Source organism: Rhodococcus sp. D-6 (assembly GCF_040256695.1).
Classification (GTDB): Bacteria; Actinomycetota; Actinomycetes; order Mycobacteriales; family Mycobacteriaceae; genus Rhodococcus; species Rhodococcus pyridinivorans.
In genome coordinates, this window is record NZ_CP132970.1 from 888,211 (window position 1) to 903,475 (window position 15,265).

At 68.1% G+C, this 15,265-nt stretch carries 14 protein-coding genes and 2 pseudogenes; 9 read left to right on the forward strand and 7 right to left on the reverse strand.

What is annotated here, in order from left to right; all coding sequences use genetic code 11:
* Positions 1 to 285 precede the first annotated feature (285 nt).
* The 4 genes from ehuB (at position 286) to ehuA (ending at position 3,397) form a co-directional block, all read left to right on the forward strand.
* Positions 286 to 1,179, forward strand: a complete 894-nt coding sequence (gene ehuB / locus RBB84_RS04235; protein ID WP_350247209.1) for an ectoine/hydroxyectoine ABC transporter substrate-binding protein EhuB — start codon at positions 286 to 288, stop codon at positions 1,177 to 1,179.
* A gap of 16 nt (positions 1,180 to 1,195) precedes the next feature.
* Positions 1,196 to 1,930: an ectoine/hydroxyectoine ABC transporter permease subunit EhuC gene (gene ehuC, locus RBB84_RS04240; RefSeq protein WP_064257061.1), complete on the forward strand. Its 735-nt coding sequence runs from the start codon at positions 1,196 to 1,198 to the stop codon at positions 1,928 to 1,930.
* Positions 1,927 to 2,571, forward strand: coding sequence for an ectoine/hydroxyectoine ABC transporter permease subunit EhuD (gene ehuD, locus RBB84_RS04245; protein ID WP_006554720.1), 645 nt, complete (start codon positions 1,927 to 1,929; stop codon positions 2,569 to 2,571). The genes ehuC and ehuD overlap by 4 nt, the downstream gene beginning before the upstream one ends.
* Before the next feature lie 61 nt (positions 2,572 to 2,632).
* Positions 2,633 to 3,397 (forward strand): ectoine/hydroxyectoine ABC transporter ATP-binding protein EhuA, encoded by a 765-nt coding sequence (gene ehuA / locus RBB84_RS04250; protein ID WP_024100498.1) that lies wholly within the window; start codon positions 2,633 to 2,635, stop codon positions 3,395 to 3,397.
* A gap of 9 nt (positions 3,398 to 3,406) precedes the next feature.
* Here ehuA and RBB84_RS04255 read toward each other — a convergent pair whose 3' ends face one another.
* Positions 3,407 to 4,954, reverse strand: a complete 1,548-nt coding sequence (locus RBB84_RS04255) for an adenylate/guanylate cyclase domain-containing protein (protein WP_064257060.1) — start codon at positions 4,952 to 4,954, stop codon at positions 3,407 to 3,409.
* Between the two features lie 42 nt (positions 4,955 to 4,996).
* On the opposite strand from RBB84_RS04255, the gene nucS reads away from it, so the two are divergent.
* Positions 4,997 to 5,671, forward strand: a complete 675-nt coding sequence (gene nucS, locus RBB84_RS04260) for an endonuclease NucS (protein ID WP_006554723.1) — start codon at positions 4,997 to 4,999, stop codon at positions 5,669 to 5,671.
* A 2-nt stretch (positions 5,672 to 5,673) separates the two neighbouring features.
* Entirely contained in the window at positions 5,674 to 5,997 is a 324-nt protein-coding gene (locus RBB84_RS04265; RefSeq protein ID WP_006554724.1) for a hypothetical protein, read from the forward strand.
* 41 nt (positions 5,998 to 6,038) lie between these two features.
* Here the strand turns inward: RBB84_RS04265 and RBB84_RS04270 are convergent.
* From RBB84_RS04270 to mce, 4 genes and pseudogenes are all read right to left on the reverse strand, one after another.
* Positions 6,039 to 6,367: pseudogene (locus tag RBB84_RS04270) on the reverse strand (hypothetical protein); the annotation flags it as partial.
* A gap of 71 nt (positions 6,368 to 6,438) precedes the next feature.
* Positions 6,439 to 6,873 (reverse strand): annotated as a pseudogene (locus RBB84_RS04275) (MerR family transcriptional regulator); the annotation flags it as partial.
* A 71-nt stretch (positions 6,874 to 6,944) separates the two neighbouring features.
* Entirely contained in the window at positions 6,945 to 8,189 is a 1,245-nt protein-coding gene (locus RBB84_RS04280; RefSeq protein ID WP_064257059.1) for a hypothetical protein, read from the reverse strand.
* Positions 8,190 to 8,272: 83 nt separating this feature from the next.
* A complete protein-coding gene (mce, locus tag RBB84_RS04285; protein ID WP_006554728.1) occupies positions 8,273 to 8,758 on the reverse strand; it encodes a methylmalonyl-CoA epimerase in 486 nt (161 codons plus the stop codon).
* A 104-nt stretch (positions 8,759 to 8,862) separates the two neighbouring features.
* On the opposite strand from mce, the gene RBB84_RS04290 reads away from it, so the two are divergent.
* The 3 genes from RBB84_RS04290 to RBB84_RS04300 all read left to right on the forward strand — a co-directional run bounded on the left by RBB84_RS04290 (position 8,863) and on the right by RBB84_RS04300 (position 11,524).
* Positions 8,863 to 10,053 carry an acetyl-CoA C-acetyltransferase gene (locus tag RBB84_RS04290; RefSeq protein WP_064257058.1) on the forward strand — a complete coding sequence of 397 codons (1,191 nt, stop codon included), beginning with the start codon at positions 8,863 to 8,865 and terminating at the stop codon, positions 10,051 to 10,053.
* Positions 10,054 to 10,158: 105 nt separating this feature from the next.
* On the forward strand, positions 10,159 to 10,518 hold the full coding sequence (locus tag RBB84_RS04295; RefSeq protein WP_006554730.1) for a DUF3817 domain-containing protein: 360 nt from the start codon (positions 10,159 to 10,161) through the stop codon (positions 10,516 to 10,518).
* A gap of 115 nt (positions 10,519 to 10,633) precedes the next feature.
* A complete protein-coding gene (locus tag RBB84_RS04300) occupies positions 10,634 to 11,524 on the forward strand; it encodes a tetratricopeptide repeat protein (RefSeq protein ID WP_064257063.1) in 891 nt (296 codons plus the stop codon).
* Positions 11,525 to 11,582: 58 nt separating this feature from the next.
* Here the strand turns inward: RBB84_RS04300 and RBB84_RS04305 are convergent, their stop codons facing one another.
* Together RBB84_RS04305 and glgB are read right to left on the reverse strand one after the other, a co-directional pair.
* Positions 11,583 to 13,031: a neutral zinc metallopeptidase gene (locus RBB84_RS04305; RefSeq protein ID WP_064257057.1), complete on the reverse strand. Its 1,449-nt coding sequence runs from the start codon at positions 13,029 to 13,031 to the stop codon at positions 11,583 to 11,585.
* 28 nt (positions 13,032 to 13,059) lie between these two features.
* Complete coding sequence (gene glgB / locus RBB84_RS04310; protein ID WP_051121699.1) at positions 13,060 to 15,264, reverse strand: 1,4-alpha-glucan branching protein GlgB; 2,205 nt, start codon at positions 15,262 to 15,264, stop codon at positions 13,060 to 13,062.
* Between the last annotated feature and the right edge of the window lies 1 nt (position 15,265).

Genomic DNA, 15,265 nt, shown 5'->3' on the forward strand with positions numbered 1-15,265 from the left:
CACACTGTGGGTCCCCTTTCGTGTTCTCCGGGCTCTCTCCGGACCGTCGGATGATCCCATCTCACGGGAAAGTACTCACGCTCCGAACGGTTCTCGGGTACGGTGCGCCCCTTTTCCATCGCCGGCGCCCGGCCGATCACGACCTCGTAACAAACACGCCCTGTTCCAGGCTGTGCCTTCTTATGTCGGTAACGTCCGCTCATGCACGATCGCACGGTTCGTGTGGGTTCGGCGTGTGAGCGCCTGTCGGGGGCGTTCTCGTCGACGACGAGGAGGGGCGAGACGATGACGAATCGATCGACTACGGGTACCGCCGGCAAGTTCACGGCGGTGATCGCGGGACTGGGACTCATCGGCGCGGCCATCACAGGATGTACGAGCGTCGACACCGACACCGAGGGCTCGACCCTCGAACGGCTCCAGCAGGAAGGCACCGTCACCGTCGGGTTCGCCGGCGAGGCACCCTACAGCTTCATGCAGGACGGCGAACTCACCGGCGCCACCGTCGCTCTGCACCGCGAGATCTTCAAGAACCTCGGCATCGACAACGTCGAAGGTGTGGCCACCGACTTCGGTGCGCTCATTCCCGGCCTGCAGGCCGGACGATTCGACGTCGTCAGCGCCGGCATGTCGATCCTCCCGCAACGTTGCGAACAGGCACTGTTCAGCGAGCCGGAGTTCAACTACACCACCGCACTCATGGTCCCGCAGGGCAACCCGGAACAACTCGCCGACATGCAGTCGATCGCCGAGAGCGGCGTCCGGATGGCCGTCATGACCGGCGCGATCGAAGCCGACTACGCGTCTGCCCTCGGCATCGACGCGATGCAGGTGGCGTCTCCCCAGGACGGGATGGATGCCGTCGTCAACGGACGCGCCGACGTCTTCGCCCTGACGGGTATCTCCTTGAACTGGATGAAGCAGAACAACGAGGGTGCGCCCGTCGACGTCACCGAGTCGTTCGTCGCGGAGATCGACGGGGTACCTCAGGTGGGCGCCGGCGGGACGGCCTTCCGCAAGGAGGACACCGAACTGCGCGACGCCTACAACGAGGAACTGGCGAAGATCACGTCCGACCCGCAGAAGTACCTTTCGATCGTCGGCGACTTCGGGTTCACGGAGGCCGAGATGCCCGATCCGGGGCTGACGACCGAGATGCTCTGCGAGGGCGTTTCCTGATCTCGGCTGCGTCGTAATGGATTTCGGTTCGAAGATCGAACTGCTGTGGAACTCCTTCCCCCAACTGTTCGACGGTCTGCTCGTCACCGTCGAATTGACCGTGGGGAGTGCGGTCTTCGCGTTCCTGCTCGCCGTGGCCCTCGGGCTGGCGGCAGGCGCGAAGAACCTCGTCCTGCGTGGCAGCGCGAGAGTGTTCATCGAGTTCTTCCGCGGCACTTCGCTTCTCGTGCAACTGTTCTGGTTCTTCTATGTCCTTCCGTTGTTCGGGTTCCGGCTCGAATCGATCGTGTGCGGGATCCTCGCGCTGTCGCTCAACTACGGCGCCTACGGAGCGGAGGTGGTGCGCGGTGCGATCGCCTCGGTGCCGAAGCCGCAACTCGAGGCGGCGACAGCGCTGAATTTCGGCTACTGGCAACGCATGCGACGGGTGGTCTTCCCGCAGGCCTGGGCCGAGATGATCCCGCCGTTGACCAATCTGCTCATCCAGCTGCTCAAGGGAACAGCACTGGCGAGTTACATCCTCCTGCAGGACCTCACGTTCCAGATCGAGCAGCTCCGTAGAGGCAGTGGCGATACCATCTTCGCGTTCGGTGTGGGGTTGGTGCTGTACTTCGTGCTCGGCTATCTACTGACGCTGCTGATGAATGCGCTCGAGGTGCGTGCGAAGAGCCGACTCGGGACCGGTCCGACGCTCCGTGAGATCTTCGGGCTCGCCCCGGTCTTCGATCAGCCGGTGGGGGCACGCTCATGACCGTCGACTGGAGTTGGCAACGCGCGGCCGACGCGCTTCCGGTACTGCTCGAAGGATTCCGGATCACCCTGCTGGCCACGGTCCTCGGATTCGTGGTCGCCGCGGTGCTCGGGCTGGTGGTGGCCGTCGCCCGCCGCTCGTTGCCGAAGGTGCTCGCGACGGCGCTGTCCGCCGTCGTCCAGTTCATCCGACTCACACCACTCGTGGTGCAGCTCCTGTTCGTGTACTACCTGCTCCCGCAGTTCAGTGCACTGCAGATCGGCATCGCGGTACTGGGGATCCACTACTCGACCTACATGGCCGAGGTGTACCGGGCGGGCATCGACGCCGTGCCGAAGGGACAATGGGAGGCGTGCCGCGCCCTGTCGTTGTCGCCGATGCGTACGTGGCGTGCGGTGATCCTGCCGCAGGCCGTGCGCCGTGTCGTGCCCGCGCTGGGCAACTACGCGGTGTCGCTGTTCAAGGACACCCCGTTCCTGTTCACGATCTCCGTCGTGGAGATGGTGACCGCAGCCCAGCAGTTCGGTGCGCGCAACTTTCAGTACCTCGAGCCGCTCACGCTGGCCGGCCTGATCTTCCTCATCGCCAGCTACCCGACGTCGTTGCTCGTCCGCCGATTGGAGCGTCGCCTTGCCTATTGAGATGCACAAGGAAGCCGGTGCCGACGGCGACTCGCTTCCCGCCGCCAGCTCCGATGGATCCATGATCCGTTTCGACTCCGTGGTCAAGAGATTCGGCGACCACGTAGTACTCGACCACTTGGACTTCACCGTCGCCCCGGGGGAACGGGTCACGTTGATCGGTCCGAGCGGTTCTGGCAAGACGACCATCCTGCGCCTGCTCATGACCCTCGAGAAGATCGACGACGGTGTGGTGTGGGTCAAGGGCGAACCACTCAGCCACGAACGCAAGGGGACGCGTCTCGTCCCGGCCTCCGAGCGCTACCTGAGGACGATGCGCCGCAGCATCGGCATGGTCTTCCAGCAGTTCAACCTCTTCCCCAACATGAACGTGATGGAGAACCTCACCGAGGCTCCGGTCCACGTCCTCGGTCGCAGTAAGGCCGAGGCACGCGACCGTGCGCGGGAGCTGCTCGCGATGGTCGGTCTGTCCGACAAGGAGACCGCCCACCCCACGCAACTGTCGGGTGGTCAGCAGCAGCGGGTCGCGATCGCCCGTGCCCTCGCGATGGATCCGGAGATCCTGCTGCTCGACGAGGTGACCTCGGCCCTCGACCCCGAACTCGTCGCCGATGTGCTGGACGTGCTGCGGACGATCGCCGAGACGACCGACATCACGATGCTGATCGTGACGCACGAGATGCACTTCGCCCGCGACGTCTCCGATCGAGTGCTGATGTTCGATCGGGGTCGCATCGTGGAGGAGGGGCCGCCCGAGCGCATCTTCACCAGCCCCCGGGAGGAACGCACCCGCAAGTTCCTCGACGCGGTGCTGGCGGGGGAGTGAGGCCTGCCGTCAGTCCGCGCGCGGAATCGCCAGGCGCGTCGGCTCGGAACGACCGCGCAGGGTGATCTCCTCACCCAGTTCCCACCGTGCGCGTTCGTCCTCGGGGGCGAGCTGCACGGTGCGGGCCGACGCCGCGACGTAACCCGGAACGGTCTTCGCGAGATCCGACAGCCTCGCTGCTTCGTTGACCGGATCGCCGATCACGGTGTACTCGAAGCGTTCCTGCGCGCCGATGTTCCCGGCGACCGCGCGACCTGCCGTGACCCCGATGCCCGCGCGACACTCCGGCACTTCGTCGGCGAGGCGTCGCGCCATCCTTCTCGCGGCGCCGAGCGCGGAGCCGGCGGCGTTGTCGAGGGCGACCGGCGCGCCGAAGATCGCGAGCGCCGCGTCGCCCTCGAACTTGTTGACGAATCCTTCGGCCGCGTGGACCTCTTCGACGACGACCGCGAAGAAGCGGTTGAGCAGCGCCACCACCTCGGTCGGCGGGCGACTCGCGGCCAACGCGGTGGACCCGACGATGTCGACGAACAACACCGCGACATCCCGCTCCTCACCGCCGAGGACACCGGGATTGGCCAGCGCCGCAGCCGCGACCTCCCGTCCGACATGGCGGCCGAACACGTCGCGCAGTTTCTCGCGTTCGCGCAGGCCTTCGGCCATCCGGTTGAACCCCGTCTGCAGCTGCCCCAATTCGGTTCCGTCGTAGACGACGACCGCGGTATCGAAATCGCCCGACGCGATGCGCTGCATCCCGGCGCGCACCGATTCGATCGGCGCGATCGTCGACCGGATCGTGAGGAACATCAACAGCGAGCCGGTGAGCAGACCGAGTCCGCCGATGGCGAGGATCGTGATCGCCAGGCGCGTCGATGTGACGGGACGGATGAAGCTGAACACCGCGATGAACAGCAGACCGACAACGGGCACCGCGCTGCCCAGGGCCCACGCGAGCATCACGCGTCCGGTGGTGCCGGCCAGGCGCGGGCGACGAGGCGTCCCGACCTCGAGCGCGCGCGCCGCGATGGGGCGCAGCGCGAAATCGGTGAACATGTACGCGAATCCGCACACCGTGACACCGGCCAGGGTGATGGTCAGCGCGACCTTCGGGATCGTCTGCGGGTCGATGACCCCGAACCCGACGGTGAACAGGATCAACCCGATGAACCACAGTGCTCCCTGCTGGAGGGTGGTACGCCAGGGCATCCGCAACGCGATCCGCTGTTCCTGCGGGGTGGGCGGCCGGTTCTCCAGCGCCCACCGCAGCCTGCGGAGGGTCGCCCGGGTACCGAGCACCGATCCGACCACGACGGCCGAGACCACGTAGACAGGAGCGAGGATCGCGGTGATGACGAGGAAGTCGGAGGTCAGTACGGACGGGCCCGGGATCACGACGTTGATGAGAGCGGCCACGATCAGGGCACCGACGAGATGCGTACCGATCAGGGAGAACGTCAACAGGGTCTGGATCCTGATGCGTTGCCGTCGGATCGGTTCGGCAGGCTCTCCCAGGATGGCCGATCCGAGCGGGGCCGTGCGGTGACTGCGTGCGGGCATGGTCGTTCGAGACTAGTCGAGTGGATCCTCTAGGGTGGCTGTGTGCGTCTTGTGATTGCCCGTTGCCGTGTGGACTACATCGGACGCCTGACGGCTCATCTGCCGACGGCCCGACGTCTCCTCCTCGTCAAATCCGACGGTTCGGTGAGTGTCCACGCCGACGACCGTGCCTACAAGCCCCTGAACTGGATGAGCCCACCCTGCTGGCTCGAGGAGGAGTCCGTCGAGGACGCCGAGGCCCTGTGGGTGGTCACCAACAAGGCAGGCGAGCAGCTGCGCATCACTCTCGAAGAGATCGACCACGATTCGAGCCACGAACTCGGTGTCGACCCCGGTCTGATCAAGGACGGTGTCGAGGCGCACCTGCAGGAACTTCTCGCCGAGCACGTCGAGACCCTCGGGACGGGCTTCACCCTGATCCGGCGCGAGTACCCCACGGCGATCGGACCCGTGGACCTGTTGTGCCGCGATGCCGACGGAGCGACCGTCGCCGTGGAGGTGAAGCGTCGCGGCGAGATCGACGGCGTGGAGCAGCTCACCCGGTATCTCGAACTGCTCAACCGGGATCCGCTGCTTGCTCCCGTCAGCGGCGTGTTCGCGGCTCAGCAGATCAAGCCGCAGGCACGGACGCTGGCCACGGACCGCGGCATCCGCTGCCTCGTGCTCGACTACGAGGCGCTGCGGGGCACCGAGAGCACCGAGTTCAGATTGTTCTGATCGTGCCGCGCCGCAACAGATCCCGCACCGGCCGCAAGCGCGGTGGGGCGACCGACGAATCCCCGACCTATTTCGGGGCGACGGTGCGCACCGAGAACGGTCCCGCAGGGGCCGAAGGTGAGCGTTTCACCGTGCGCACCGTGCCGGGTTCGCGTGCCACCAAGCCGTACCGGTGCCCGGGATGCGATCACGAGATCGCGCCGGGAACACCCCATGTCGTCGCGTGGCCGACCGATGCGCTCGGCGGTGCGGAGGACCGGCGGCACTGGCACAGCGGATGCTGGGCGGGACGCGGGACCCGCCGACCGACCCGACGCTGGTCCTAGCCACCCTCACCGGTCGCTGCACGCCGGTCCGAGGGCACCCGTTAGCGGACGGTGCCCGGCGCGGACGCTCGCGGTGCGGTGTCGCGGTCGGCGATCGCCCGACGCACCTCGTGGACGGCCGTGCGGATGATGTCGCGGTAGGGATCGTCGGGGAGTGCGGACAGGTGGTCCTGCGCGCGGTCGAGATGATCCGCGGCCGCCCGGAACGATCCGAGTCGTCGGCCAGGTTCAGGTGCAGGCTCGGATAGAAGCCTGCGACCCGGAGGGTGTCGTGGTGTCGCTGTGCGCGCTCGTCGGTGAGGGCATCGGCAGCGTCGAGGGAGCGGATATTCCAGACCAGGGACTCGGCGGGATCGTCGTGCAGGTCGGATCGGTGGGCACGAGCGTCCGGGTGGCGAGCCGGTACCGGTCGGTGGCGGTCAGCCTCACGCAGCCGGATCCGGTTTCCATGTGCACGCCGTTCAGTACCGGGATGTCGGGGTCGTGACCGGTGGAGGCGGAGACCTGATCGACGGCGCCGGCAAGGACGGGTCCCGGCAGCGTGCAGATCACGCGGCGCGATTCGGCACGCAGGGACGCCGCGAGGGTCTCGGCGGCCCGTCGGAGCCGCTCGGCCTCCGTGGTCATCCCGGTGACGTGGTCGTCGAGCAGTCGCGCGGCCTCGTCCGTGTCGGCGGCGAAGAACTCACCGATGGCGGGCAGCGGCATCCCGATCTCCCGCAACTGGCACGCACGCGGGACCTGGGAGCGGCTGTAGAACCGGTATCCCGTCGACGGATCGACCTGCTCGGGACGCAGCAGGCCGGCATCGTCGTAGAACCGCAATGCGCTCGCGGTCAGTCCGACGAGCTCGGCGAACACGCCGATCGACATCATCTCCGGGTCGGTCACCGGCCCATCATGGAGCTTCGACCGACTCGAAGGTCAAGCCCGACGGCCGGCGACCGTCAGTTGCGGACCTTGCTGGCCACGGCGGGCGAGCGACCCTGCACACCGGAACCGACCGAGGGGGAGCGATTCGGTGCCGAGGGGTTCGGCGTGCGTGGAGTGGACTGGGATCCCTGTGCGCCGCTGTTCGGCTGCGCGGCCGAGTTCGGGTCGGAGGCCGAGCCGGGGGCATCGCTCTTCGGGATCCGCGCCGTCCGGTCGGCCTGCGGCATGGGCGTGGTCTTGTCGGTCTGCGGCAGCGGCGCGGTCTTGTCCGCCTTCGCGTCGGCCTCGGGGGATGCCGGCTCCTTCGGACTCTCGTCGTCCGAACTCTGCTTGTCGCCCCCCTGCTTGTTGTCGCGCGCCGTACCGAGGACGGTCGTGCGGGGCTCGTCGAGGGAGATCTCCCGGTCGAGCAGTTCGCCCTCGCGGTTGATGCCCGCGAGCAGCGTGGGGACGTCGTCGAGCTGCTCGCGAACGGCGTCGAGCTGGCCGAGGATGCGTCCGCGCAGCACGCGGAGCTCCTCGGTGAGGTCGCGCGCGTTGGCAACCTTCCGCTCGGACTGTTCGGTGGCGCGGGCGAGCCGTCGTTCGGCTTCCTGCGTGGCTTCCTCGATGCGGCGCTCGGCTTCGGCCTTACTCGTCCGTTCGAGTTCGTCGAGGGCTCCGAGCAGCTTCGTGCGACGCTCGGACATCGTGATCTCGAAGTCCTGCTGCACCTGCTCGCGCTTGGCCTCGGCCTCGGCGTCGAGTCGCTCGGCCTCCGCGCGGGCAGCAGCCACGATCCGCTCGGCCTCGGCGCGGGCCGCAGTCATCGTCCGCTCGTGCTCGGCCGCGAAGGCGACGCGGGTGTCCTCGAGTTCGGCGAGCTTCTTCTCGTAGTCGCCCCGGAGGCGGATGCCCTCCTGCTCCGCCAGCGAGATCATCTCGGCGGCGTCGGCCTCGGCGCGGGCCCGCAGCTCGGAGGCCTCGTCGGAGGCGAGACGCAGCATCCGGGAGATGCGGTCGCTCATGCCCTCGGCGGTGGTGGGCGGCACCGACAGACGGTCGACGTCCTTGCGGAGTTCGTCGATCTCGTTGCGGGCGTTCTCGAGCTGACGGGCCAGATCGCGGGCCTGCGCGGCGGCGGCGTCGCGGTCGGTGGCAGTCACGCGCAGCTCGGCCTCGAACCGGGCGAAGTAGTTGGTCACCTCGTCGCGGTCGAATCCCTTCCGCACGATGGAGAACGGCAGGTGGCTGGGTGCGCGATCACGATCGAAGACCATGGAGACAATCTACCCGGTCCCTGCGGGTACGACCCGGATGCGCTCCCGCCCCATCCGTCTTCGGGAGCGCACCGGAACGGCCGTCAGTGAGCGGGATGTGCAGCCGGCTCGACGAGCTCGACGAGGACGCCGCCCGCGTCCTTCGGATGCAAAAAGTTGATGCGCGAATCGGCGGTGCCGCGACGGGGTGCGTCGTACAGCAAGCGGACGCCGCGCTCACGAAGCGCAGTGGAGACGGCATCGATGTCGGAGACGCGGTAGGCAAGCTGCTGCAGACCCGGGCCATTGCGGTCGATGAACTTCGCGATCGTGGATTTCTCGTTCAGCGGGGCGAGCAGCTGGATCATGGTGGACCCTTCGAGGGTCCCCGGAACGGCCAGCATCGCCTCGCGCACGCCCTGCTCCTCGTTGACTTCCTCGTGGGTGGACACGAGACCGAGGTTCTCGGCGTACCAGGTGAGAGCGGCATCGAGGTCGGGCACTGCGATGCCGACGTGATCGATGGCGGTGACGAGTCCGGAAGCGAGAACGGACGCCGCCGGAGCGGATGTGGGAGAGGTCTCGGTCATGCTCTAGACGGTAGCGGTACCGTTGAGTGCACTCCTATCGGGATTCAGGTGAATATCCGAGTGGAGTTTTCCGATCACATGCCGATCTTTCGGAGGAATGTCCCGTGAGCAGTTCTGTCATCGTCGCCGGAGCCCGTACGCCCATGGGGCGTCTTCAGGGCTCGCTCAAGGATTTCTCCGGATCGGATCTCGGTGGCGTGGCGATCTCCGGTGCGCTCGAGCGCGCCGGTCTGGCTCCTGAGCAGGTCGAATACGTCATCATGGGCCAGGTGCTCACCGCCGGCGCCGGCCAGATCCCGGCCCGTCAGGCGGCCGTCGCCGCCGGCATCCCGATGGACGTCCCGGCGCTGACCATCAACAAGGTGTGTCTGTCGGGCATCAACGCGATCGCGATGGCCGACCAGCTGATCCGCGCGGGCGAGTTCGACGTCGTCGTCGCCGGCGGCCAGGAGTCGATGAGCCAGGCCCCGCACATGCTCGAGAAGTCCCGCGCCGGCTTCAAGTACGGCGACGTGACCCTGCGCGACCACATGGCCTACGACGGCCTGCACGACATCTTCACCGACCAGGCGATGGGCAACCTCACCGAGTCGGCCAACTCCGGCGACCGCTTCGTCTCCCGCGAGGAGCAGGACGCCTTCGCCGCCGCCTCGCATCAGAGGGCCGCCCGCGCCTGGAAGGACGGCCTGTTCGAGGACGAGGTCGTGCCGGTGTCGATCAAGCAGCGCAAGGGCGACCCGATCGTCTTCGCCGCCGACGAGGGCATCCGCCCGGAGACCACCACCGAGTCGCTCGGCTCGCTGCGTCCGGCCTTCTCGAAGGACGGCACCGTCACCGCAGGTTCGGCCTCGCAGATCTCCGACGGTGCCGCCGCGGTCGTCGTGATGAGCAAGGCCAAGGCCACCGAGCTCGGGCTGAGCTGGATCGCCGAGATCGGCCGCCACGGCGTCGTCGCCGGACCGGACTCGACCCTGCAGTCGCAGCCGGCACGGGCGATCGCCAAGGCCTGCGAGCGTGAGGGCGTCGACCCGAAGGACCTCGACCTGATCGAGATCAACGAGGCGTTCGCCGCCGTCGGCATCGTCTCAGCCCGTGAGCTGGGCATCGATCCCGCGAAGGTGAACGTCAACGGCGGTGCGATCGCGCTCGGCCACCCGCTCGGCATGTCGGGCGCGCGCATCGTGCTGCACCTGGCGCTCGAGCTGAAGCGCCGCGGCGGCGGTGTCGGCGCTGCCGCCCTGTGCGGTGGTGGCGGCCAGGGCGACGCGCTCATCGTGCGGGTGCCCGAGAACTGACCCCTTTCTCTAAAGCATGATCACGGCCCCGGCGCAAGCATGCCGGGGCCGTGATGTCTCTCACTGAACTACGGCTTGTCGTAGGCCTTTCGGCACAATGGCCGCATGACCAACATCCTCGACGTGTCCACGCCTGCGAAACGATTCCGGCTGATCGCGATCTGGGAAGCGGTGACCTGGCTCGCCCTCCTGATCGCCATGTTCTTCAAGTGGGTGCTCGGCTACGAAGAGGCCATCGCGATCCCGGGCATGGTGCACGGCGTGGCCGGCTTCATCCCGTTCGTGCTCATCGCGCTCCTCACGGCGTGGTCGTTGAAGTGGGATCTCAAGACGACCTTCCTCGCCCTCGTCTCGAGCGTGCCCCCGTTCGGCACGATCGTCTTCGAGCGCTGGGCCGTGCGCACCGGTCGCCTCGGAGAGCTGTCCGCTCCCGCCACCCGCGAGGACGCCACCGCGACCGTCTGACCTCACGGCGACGTCCCCCGGTCCGTGCAGCACGATTCGGACCACTCGTGACAAACTGGTGGACGTGACTCGACCCGGTTCCCGTCCAGCACGTTCTGCCGCCGTCGCCGCGGCGATGTCCGGCGCGGTGGATCTCTCACCGCTCAAGGAGAGGGCCTCCGCGCCGCCGCCTCCGCCTCCGGCCGGTGGCGACGGCGCCGCACCCGGTGCCATCGCCCCGATCGTGGACGTCACCGAAGCGACGTTCGAGACCGAGGTGCTGCAGCGGTCGATGCAGGTGCCCGTGATCGTCGACCTGTGGGCGACCTGGTGCGAACCGTGCAAGCAGCTCTCACCCGTTCTCGAGAAGCTCGCGAACGAGGCAAACGGTGCGTGGGTCCTTGCGAAGGTCGACGTCGACGCGAACCCGCGGATCGCCCAGGCCTTCGGCGTCCAGTCGGTGCCCACGGTCGTCGCGATCGCGGCCGGCCAGCCGCTCGCCGACTTCCAGGGCGTGCAGCCCGAGCCCGCGCTGCGTCAGTGGCTCGACGCCATCCGGAACGCCGTCGCAGGCAAGCTGTCGGGCCCGCCCGGCGCCGAGCCGGAGGAACAGCCCGCCGACCCGCGTTTCGAGGCTGCCGAGCAGGCACTCGAGAACGGCGACTTCGAGGGCGCCGAGGCGGCCTACCAGCTCGTCCTGAACTCCGAGCCGAACAACACCGAGGCGCAGGCCGCGCTGCGCCAGGTGCGTTTCCTGGCCCGCGCGAGCAAGATTCCCGAGGATGCGATCGAGCGCGCCGATGCCGCTCCGAACGACCTCGAAGCCCAGTTCACCGCGGCCGACGCCGAACTGTTCGCGCAGCAGCCGGAGGCGGCCTTCGGTCGTCTCATCGAGTTCGTGCGTCGCAGCGCCGGGGACGAACGCACCGCGGCACGCACCCGGCTCCTCGAACTGTTCGAACTGTTCGATGCCGCGGATCCGGTCGTGGTGTCGTCGCGCCGCAAGCTCGCGATGGCCCTCTACTGATCCGTACCGATCCGCCGGACCGGCCGCTCACCACTCGTGGTGGGCGGCCGGTGTCGTCTCAGCGGTAACGGCCGGTGCAGCCCGCCTCGCCGCCGAGGACGCCGGTGCGGAAGGCATCCACCCGCGCGAACCCGCTCGGCACCGTGTTGCCGTTGACGTCGCTCGCGGCCAGACCGTCGGTGAGCAGGCCCGAGACCGCCTCGTCGAGGTCGCCGGGGGACAGCCACACCAGCACCTGGCTCGGGTCGACGTTCGAGGCGAGGGTGCTGTCCGGACTCAACGCGGCACTGATGACCCCCGACAGGCACGCCGCCCGCAGCGCCGTGCGCGGCTCGGTGAGCGACTGGCCGGCCTCCTTCTGCACCGCGAGAGCGTAGCGGGAGGCGACGAGCACGTAGGCGTTGTAGTCGCCGCGGACACCGGGATCGAAGCCGCTTCCCGGCGGGGTGGCCGTACCGCGCTCGCTCAGTGCCTCCATGTCGACGCCCACGGTGTTCGTCGCGGGGCAGTACGACACCGGTGAGGTGGCCCGGGCGTCCGAGCAGCCGAGGTCGGCGCCCGACAGATCGAGTTGCGGCAGGGCGTCCAGGTCGAAGACCTGGTGGAACGACTCGAAGATCGCCTCGACCGACTCGTCGGTGACCGGCAGTTCGCCGTCGTCTGCGGAGTTGTAGTACTGCGGCAGGTCGGCGCGGCGCGACTCGATCTCGGCGGCGTCGATGCGTGCACATGAGCCGGCCCCGTCGGTGAATCCGATCTGCACGGCCGTCACGCGTTCGAAGGCCGAGCCGTGGATCGAGTCGGGGTCGTTCGGATCGGCGTCGCGGAAGAGCACCATCGACGCGAGCACGTTGTTCAGCCCGTCGGAGGTGTCGAGCTGGAAGTGCGTCGACCGGCCCTCCGCGACGTGCCGCATGAACGCACCGGCGAAACAGTCGGCCTGCTGCTCGAACACGATGCCGGGGTCGTCCTCGGCGACCAGCCCCGCCGTGTGCTGGACGGCGTGCCCGTATTCATGAGCGAGGACCGTCACCGCGGCCATCGGTCCGAAGCTGTCGATGAGCTGCGGCATCAGGTAGGTGCGGTCCCATCCGATCTCGTCACCACCGCTGCAGTAGGCCGCGTTGATGAAGTCGTAGGTGGGTTTGCCGCAGAAACGCGGGCCCCGTCGCTCGGACGGATCCCACGACACGATCGTCTCGACCGGGCGGAAGGTGCCCCGGGCGACCGACGCGAACTCCTGACGCCAGTACTCCTCGATGTCGGCGATCGCGTTGCCGGCCAGGACGTCGACGGGACCGCCGTCGGTGTTCTCGATCTCGATGTCCGCATCGGGCACCCCGCTGCGCGGACCCGACGCCCCGGAGGTGACGGGCAGCCCCGCCACGGTGAAGGGGTTGTCGTAGATCGACACCGCCGTTCCTTCGATCCGCTGGGCGCAACCCGCCAGCAGGACGACGGTCAGTGCGGGCACCACCAGTCGCGCGAACCGGTGCGTCCGTCGCATGTCGTTGTGCTCCTGTCGTCGGGCAGCGTCACCTCCGCAACGACAACCAGATGGCACCGTGCGCAGGCAAGGTCACCCGAGCCGAGGCGGGACGCCCGTGCCACGAATGTTCGTCGGCCTCCACGGCCCCGAAGTTGCCCGCTCCGTTGCCCTGGTAGGCGGTCGCGTCCGTGTTGAGCACTTCCTCCCACGTGCCCGGTTCGGGCAATCCGACACGATAGTCGCCGTAGGTCGTGCCCGAAAAGTTGTGCAGGCACGCGACCACCGAGCCGTCGCTGCCGTAGCGCAGGAACGACAGGACGTTGTTGTGCGCATCGTTGGCGTCGATCCACGAGTATCCGCCGGGCGTGGTGTCGAGCGTGTAGAGCGCCGGGTGCGAGCGGTAGATGCCGTTGAGATCGCACACCAGGCGGTGGATACCGGCGTGGAGCGGTTCGTCGAGCTGCCACCAGTCGAGGCCGCGTTCCTCGGACCACTCGGCGACCTGCCCGAACTCCTGGCCCATGAACAGCAACTGCTTGCCGGGATGCGCCCACATGTAGGCGAGCATCGACCGCAGGCCGGCTGCACGCGTGGCGTCGTCGCCCGGCAGTCGCGTCCACAGCGTGCCCTTGCCGTGGACGACCTCGTCGTGGCTGATGGGGAGTACGAAGTTCTCGCTCCACGCGTACACGAGCGAGAACGTGATCTCGTGGTGGTGGTAGGTGCGGTGCACGGGATCGCGGCCGAGATAGCCGAGGGTGTCGTGCATCCAGCCCATGTTCCACTTCATGCTGAAGCCGAGCCCACCGACGTTCGTCGAGCGGGTCACGCCCGGCCAGGAGGTCGACTCCTCCGCGACCGTCACGATCCCCGGATAGTGCTTGTGGACGGTGGCGTTGAGTTCCTGCAGGAACTCAACGGCCTCGAGGTTCTCGCGCCCGCCGTAGATATTCGGCGTCCAGCCGCCCTCGGGGCGCGAGTAGTCGAGGTACAACATCGAGGCCACGGCGTCGACGCGCAGACCGTCGATGTGGAACTCCTCGATCCAGTACAGGGCGTTGGCAACGAGGAAGTTCCGCACCTCGGGCCGGCCGTAGTCGAAGACGTAGGTGCCCCAGTCCAGCTGTTCGCCGCGGCGCGGATCGGGATGTTCGTACTGGGGGCTGCCGTCGAAGCGCGCGAGCGCCCACTCGTCCTTCGGGAAGTGGGCGGGCACCCAGTCCATGATCACGCCGATCCCGGCGGCGTGGAGACGGTCGACGAACGCGCGGAACTCGTCGGGAGTGCCGAACCGGGAGGTGGGAGCGTAGTAGGAGGTGACCTGGTAACCCCACGACCCGCCGAAGGGATGCTCGGCGACCGGCAGCAGCTCGACGTGCGTGAAACCGGTCTCGAGGATGTACTCGGCGAGCTGATCGGCGAGTTCGACGTAGTTCAGGCCCGGGCGCCACGAACCGAGGTGCACCTCGTAGACCGCCATCGGTTCCTGCCAGGGCTGCGCTTTCTCGCGGGTCGCGACCCAGTCGTCGTCGTTCCAGGTGTAGCGACTCTCCGTGACCCTCGACGCGGTCGCGGGGGGCACCTCGGTGGCGAACGCCATCGGGTCGGCCTTGTCGCGGACGGATCCGTCGCGGCCGTGCACCCGGTACTTGTACAGCGCGCCCGGTTCGACACCGGGAACGAAGACCTCCCAGACACCGCTCGAGCCGAGCACCCGCATCGGGGCGGTGCGTCCACCCCAGCCGTCGAAGTCGCCGACGACGGTGACCCCGCGTGCGCCCGGTGCCCACACGGCGAAGGACGTGCCCGTCACCGGGCCGTCCGGGGTCTCATAGGTCCGCGGATGGGCGCCGAGCACCTCCCACAGCCGTTCGTGCCGGCCCTCGCTCAGCAGGTGACGGTCGAGCTCGCCCAGCGTCGGCATGAAACGGTAACCGTCCGCGACGACCTCGACGTGATCGAACGGGTAGGTCACCACGAGCCGGTAGTCGGCGAGATCGAAGACCGGGATCAGGGCGCTGAAGACGTCCTCGCCCACGGGTTCGAGCGGATGGTCGCGACCACCGATCCGGGCGGCGACCTTCTCGGCCCCGGGGCGCAGTGCCCGGATGACCGTCCCCTCCGGATGCGAATGGGCCCCGAGCACCGCGTGCGGATCGTGGTGCTCACCGGCGGCGAGCAGGTCGAGGTCCTCCGGTCGCGGGCTGTGGCGCCGGCGCGGAACATCGGCGCCCGGCGTCTGGGGCGGCACG

Coding starts and splice junctions, on each gene's coding strand:
- RBB84_RS04280 (WP_064257059.1), bottom strand. CDS start 8,189: ATGGTCTTCGATCGTGATCGCGCACCCAGCCACCTGCCGTTCTCCATC.
- ehuC (WP_064257061.1), top strand. CDS start 1,196: ATGGATTTCGGTTCGAAGATCGAACTGCTGTGGAACTCCTTCCCCCAA.
- ehuA (WP_024100498.1), top strand. CDS start 2,633: ATGATCCGTTTCGACTCCGTGGTCAAGAGATTCGGCGACCACGTAGTA.
- mce (WP_006554728.1), bottom strand. CDS start 8,758: ATGACCGAGACCTCTCCCACATCCGCTCCGGCGGCGTCCGTTCTCGCT.
- RBB84_RS04295 (WP_006554730.1), top strand. CDS start 10,159: ATGACCAACATCCTCGACGTGTCCACGCCTGCGAAACGATTCCGGCTG.
- RBB84_RS04255 (WP_064257060.1), bottom strand. CDS start 4,954: ATGCCCGCACGCAGTCACCGCACGGCCCCGCTCGGATCGGCCATCCTG.
- RBB84_RS04305 (WP_064257057.1), bottom strand. CDS start 13,031: ATGCGACGGACGCACCGGTTCGCGCGACTGGTGGTGCCCGCACTGACC.
- ehuD (WP_006554720.1), top strand. CDS start 1,927: ATGACCGTCGACTGGAGTTGGCAACGCGCGGCCGACGCGCTTCCGGTA.
- RBB84_RS04300 (WP_064257063.1), top strand. CDS start 10,634: ATGTCCGGCGCGGTGGATCTCTCACCGCTCAAGGAGAGGGCCTCCGCG.
- ehuB (WP_350247209.1), top strand. CDS start 286: ATGACGAATCGATCGACTACGGGTACCGCCGGCAAGTTCACGGCGGTG.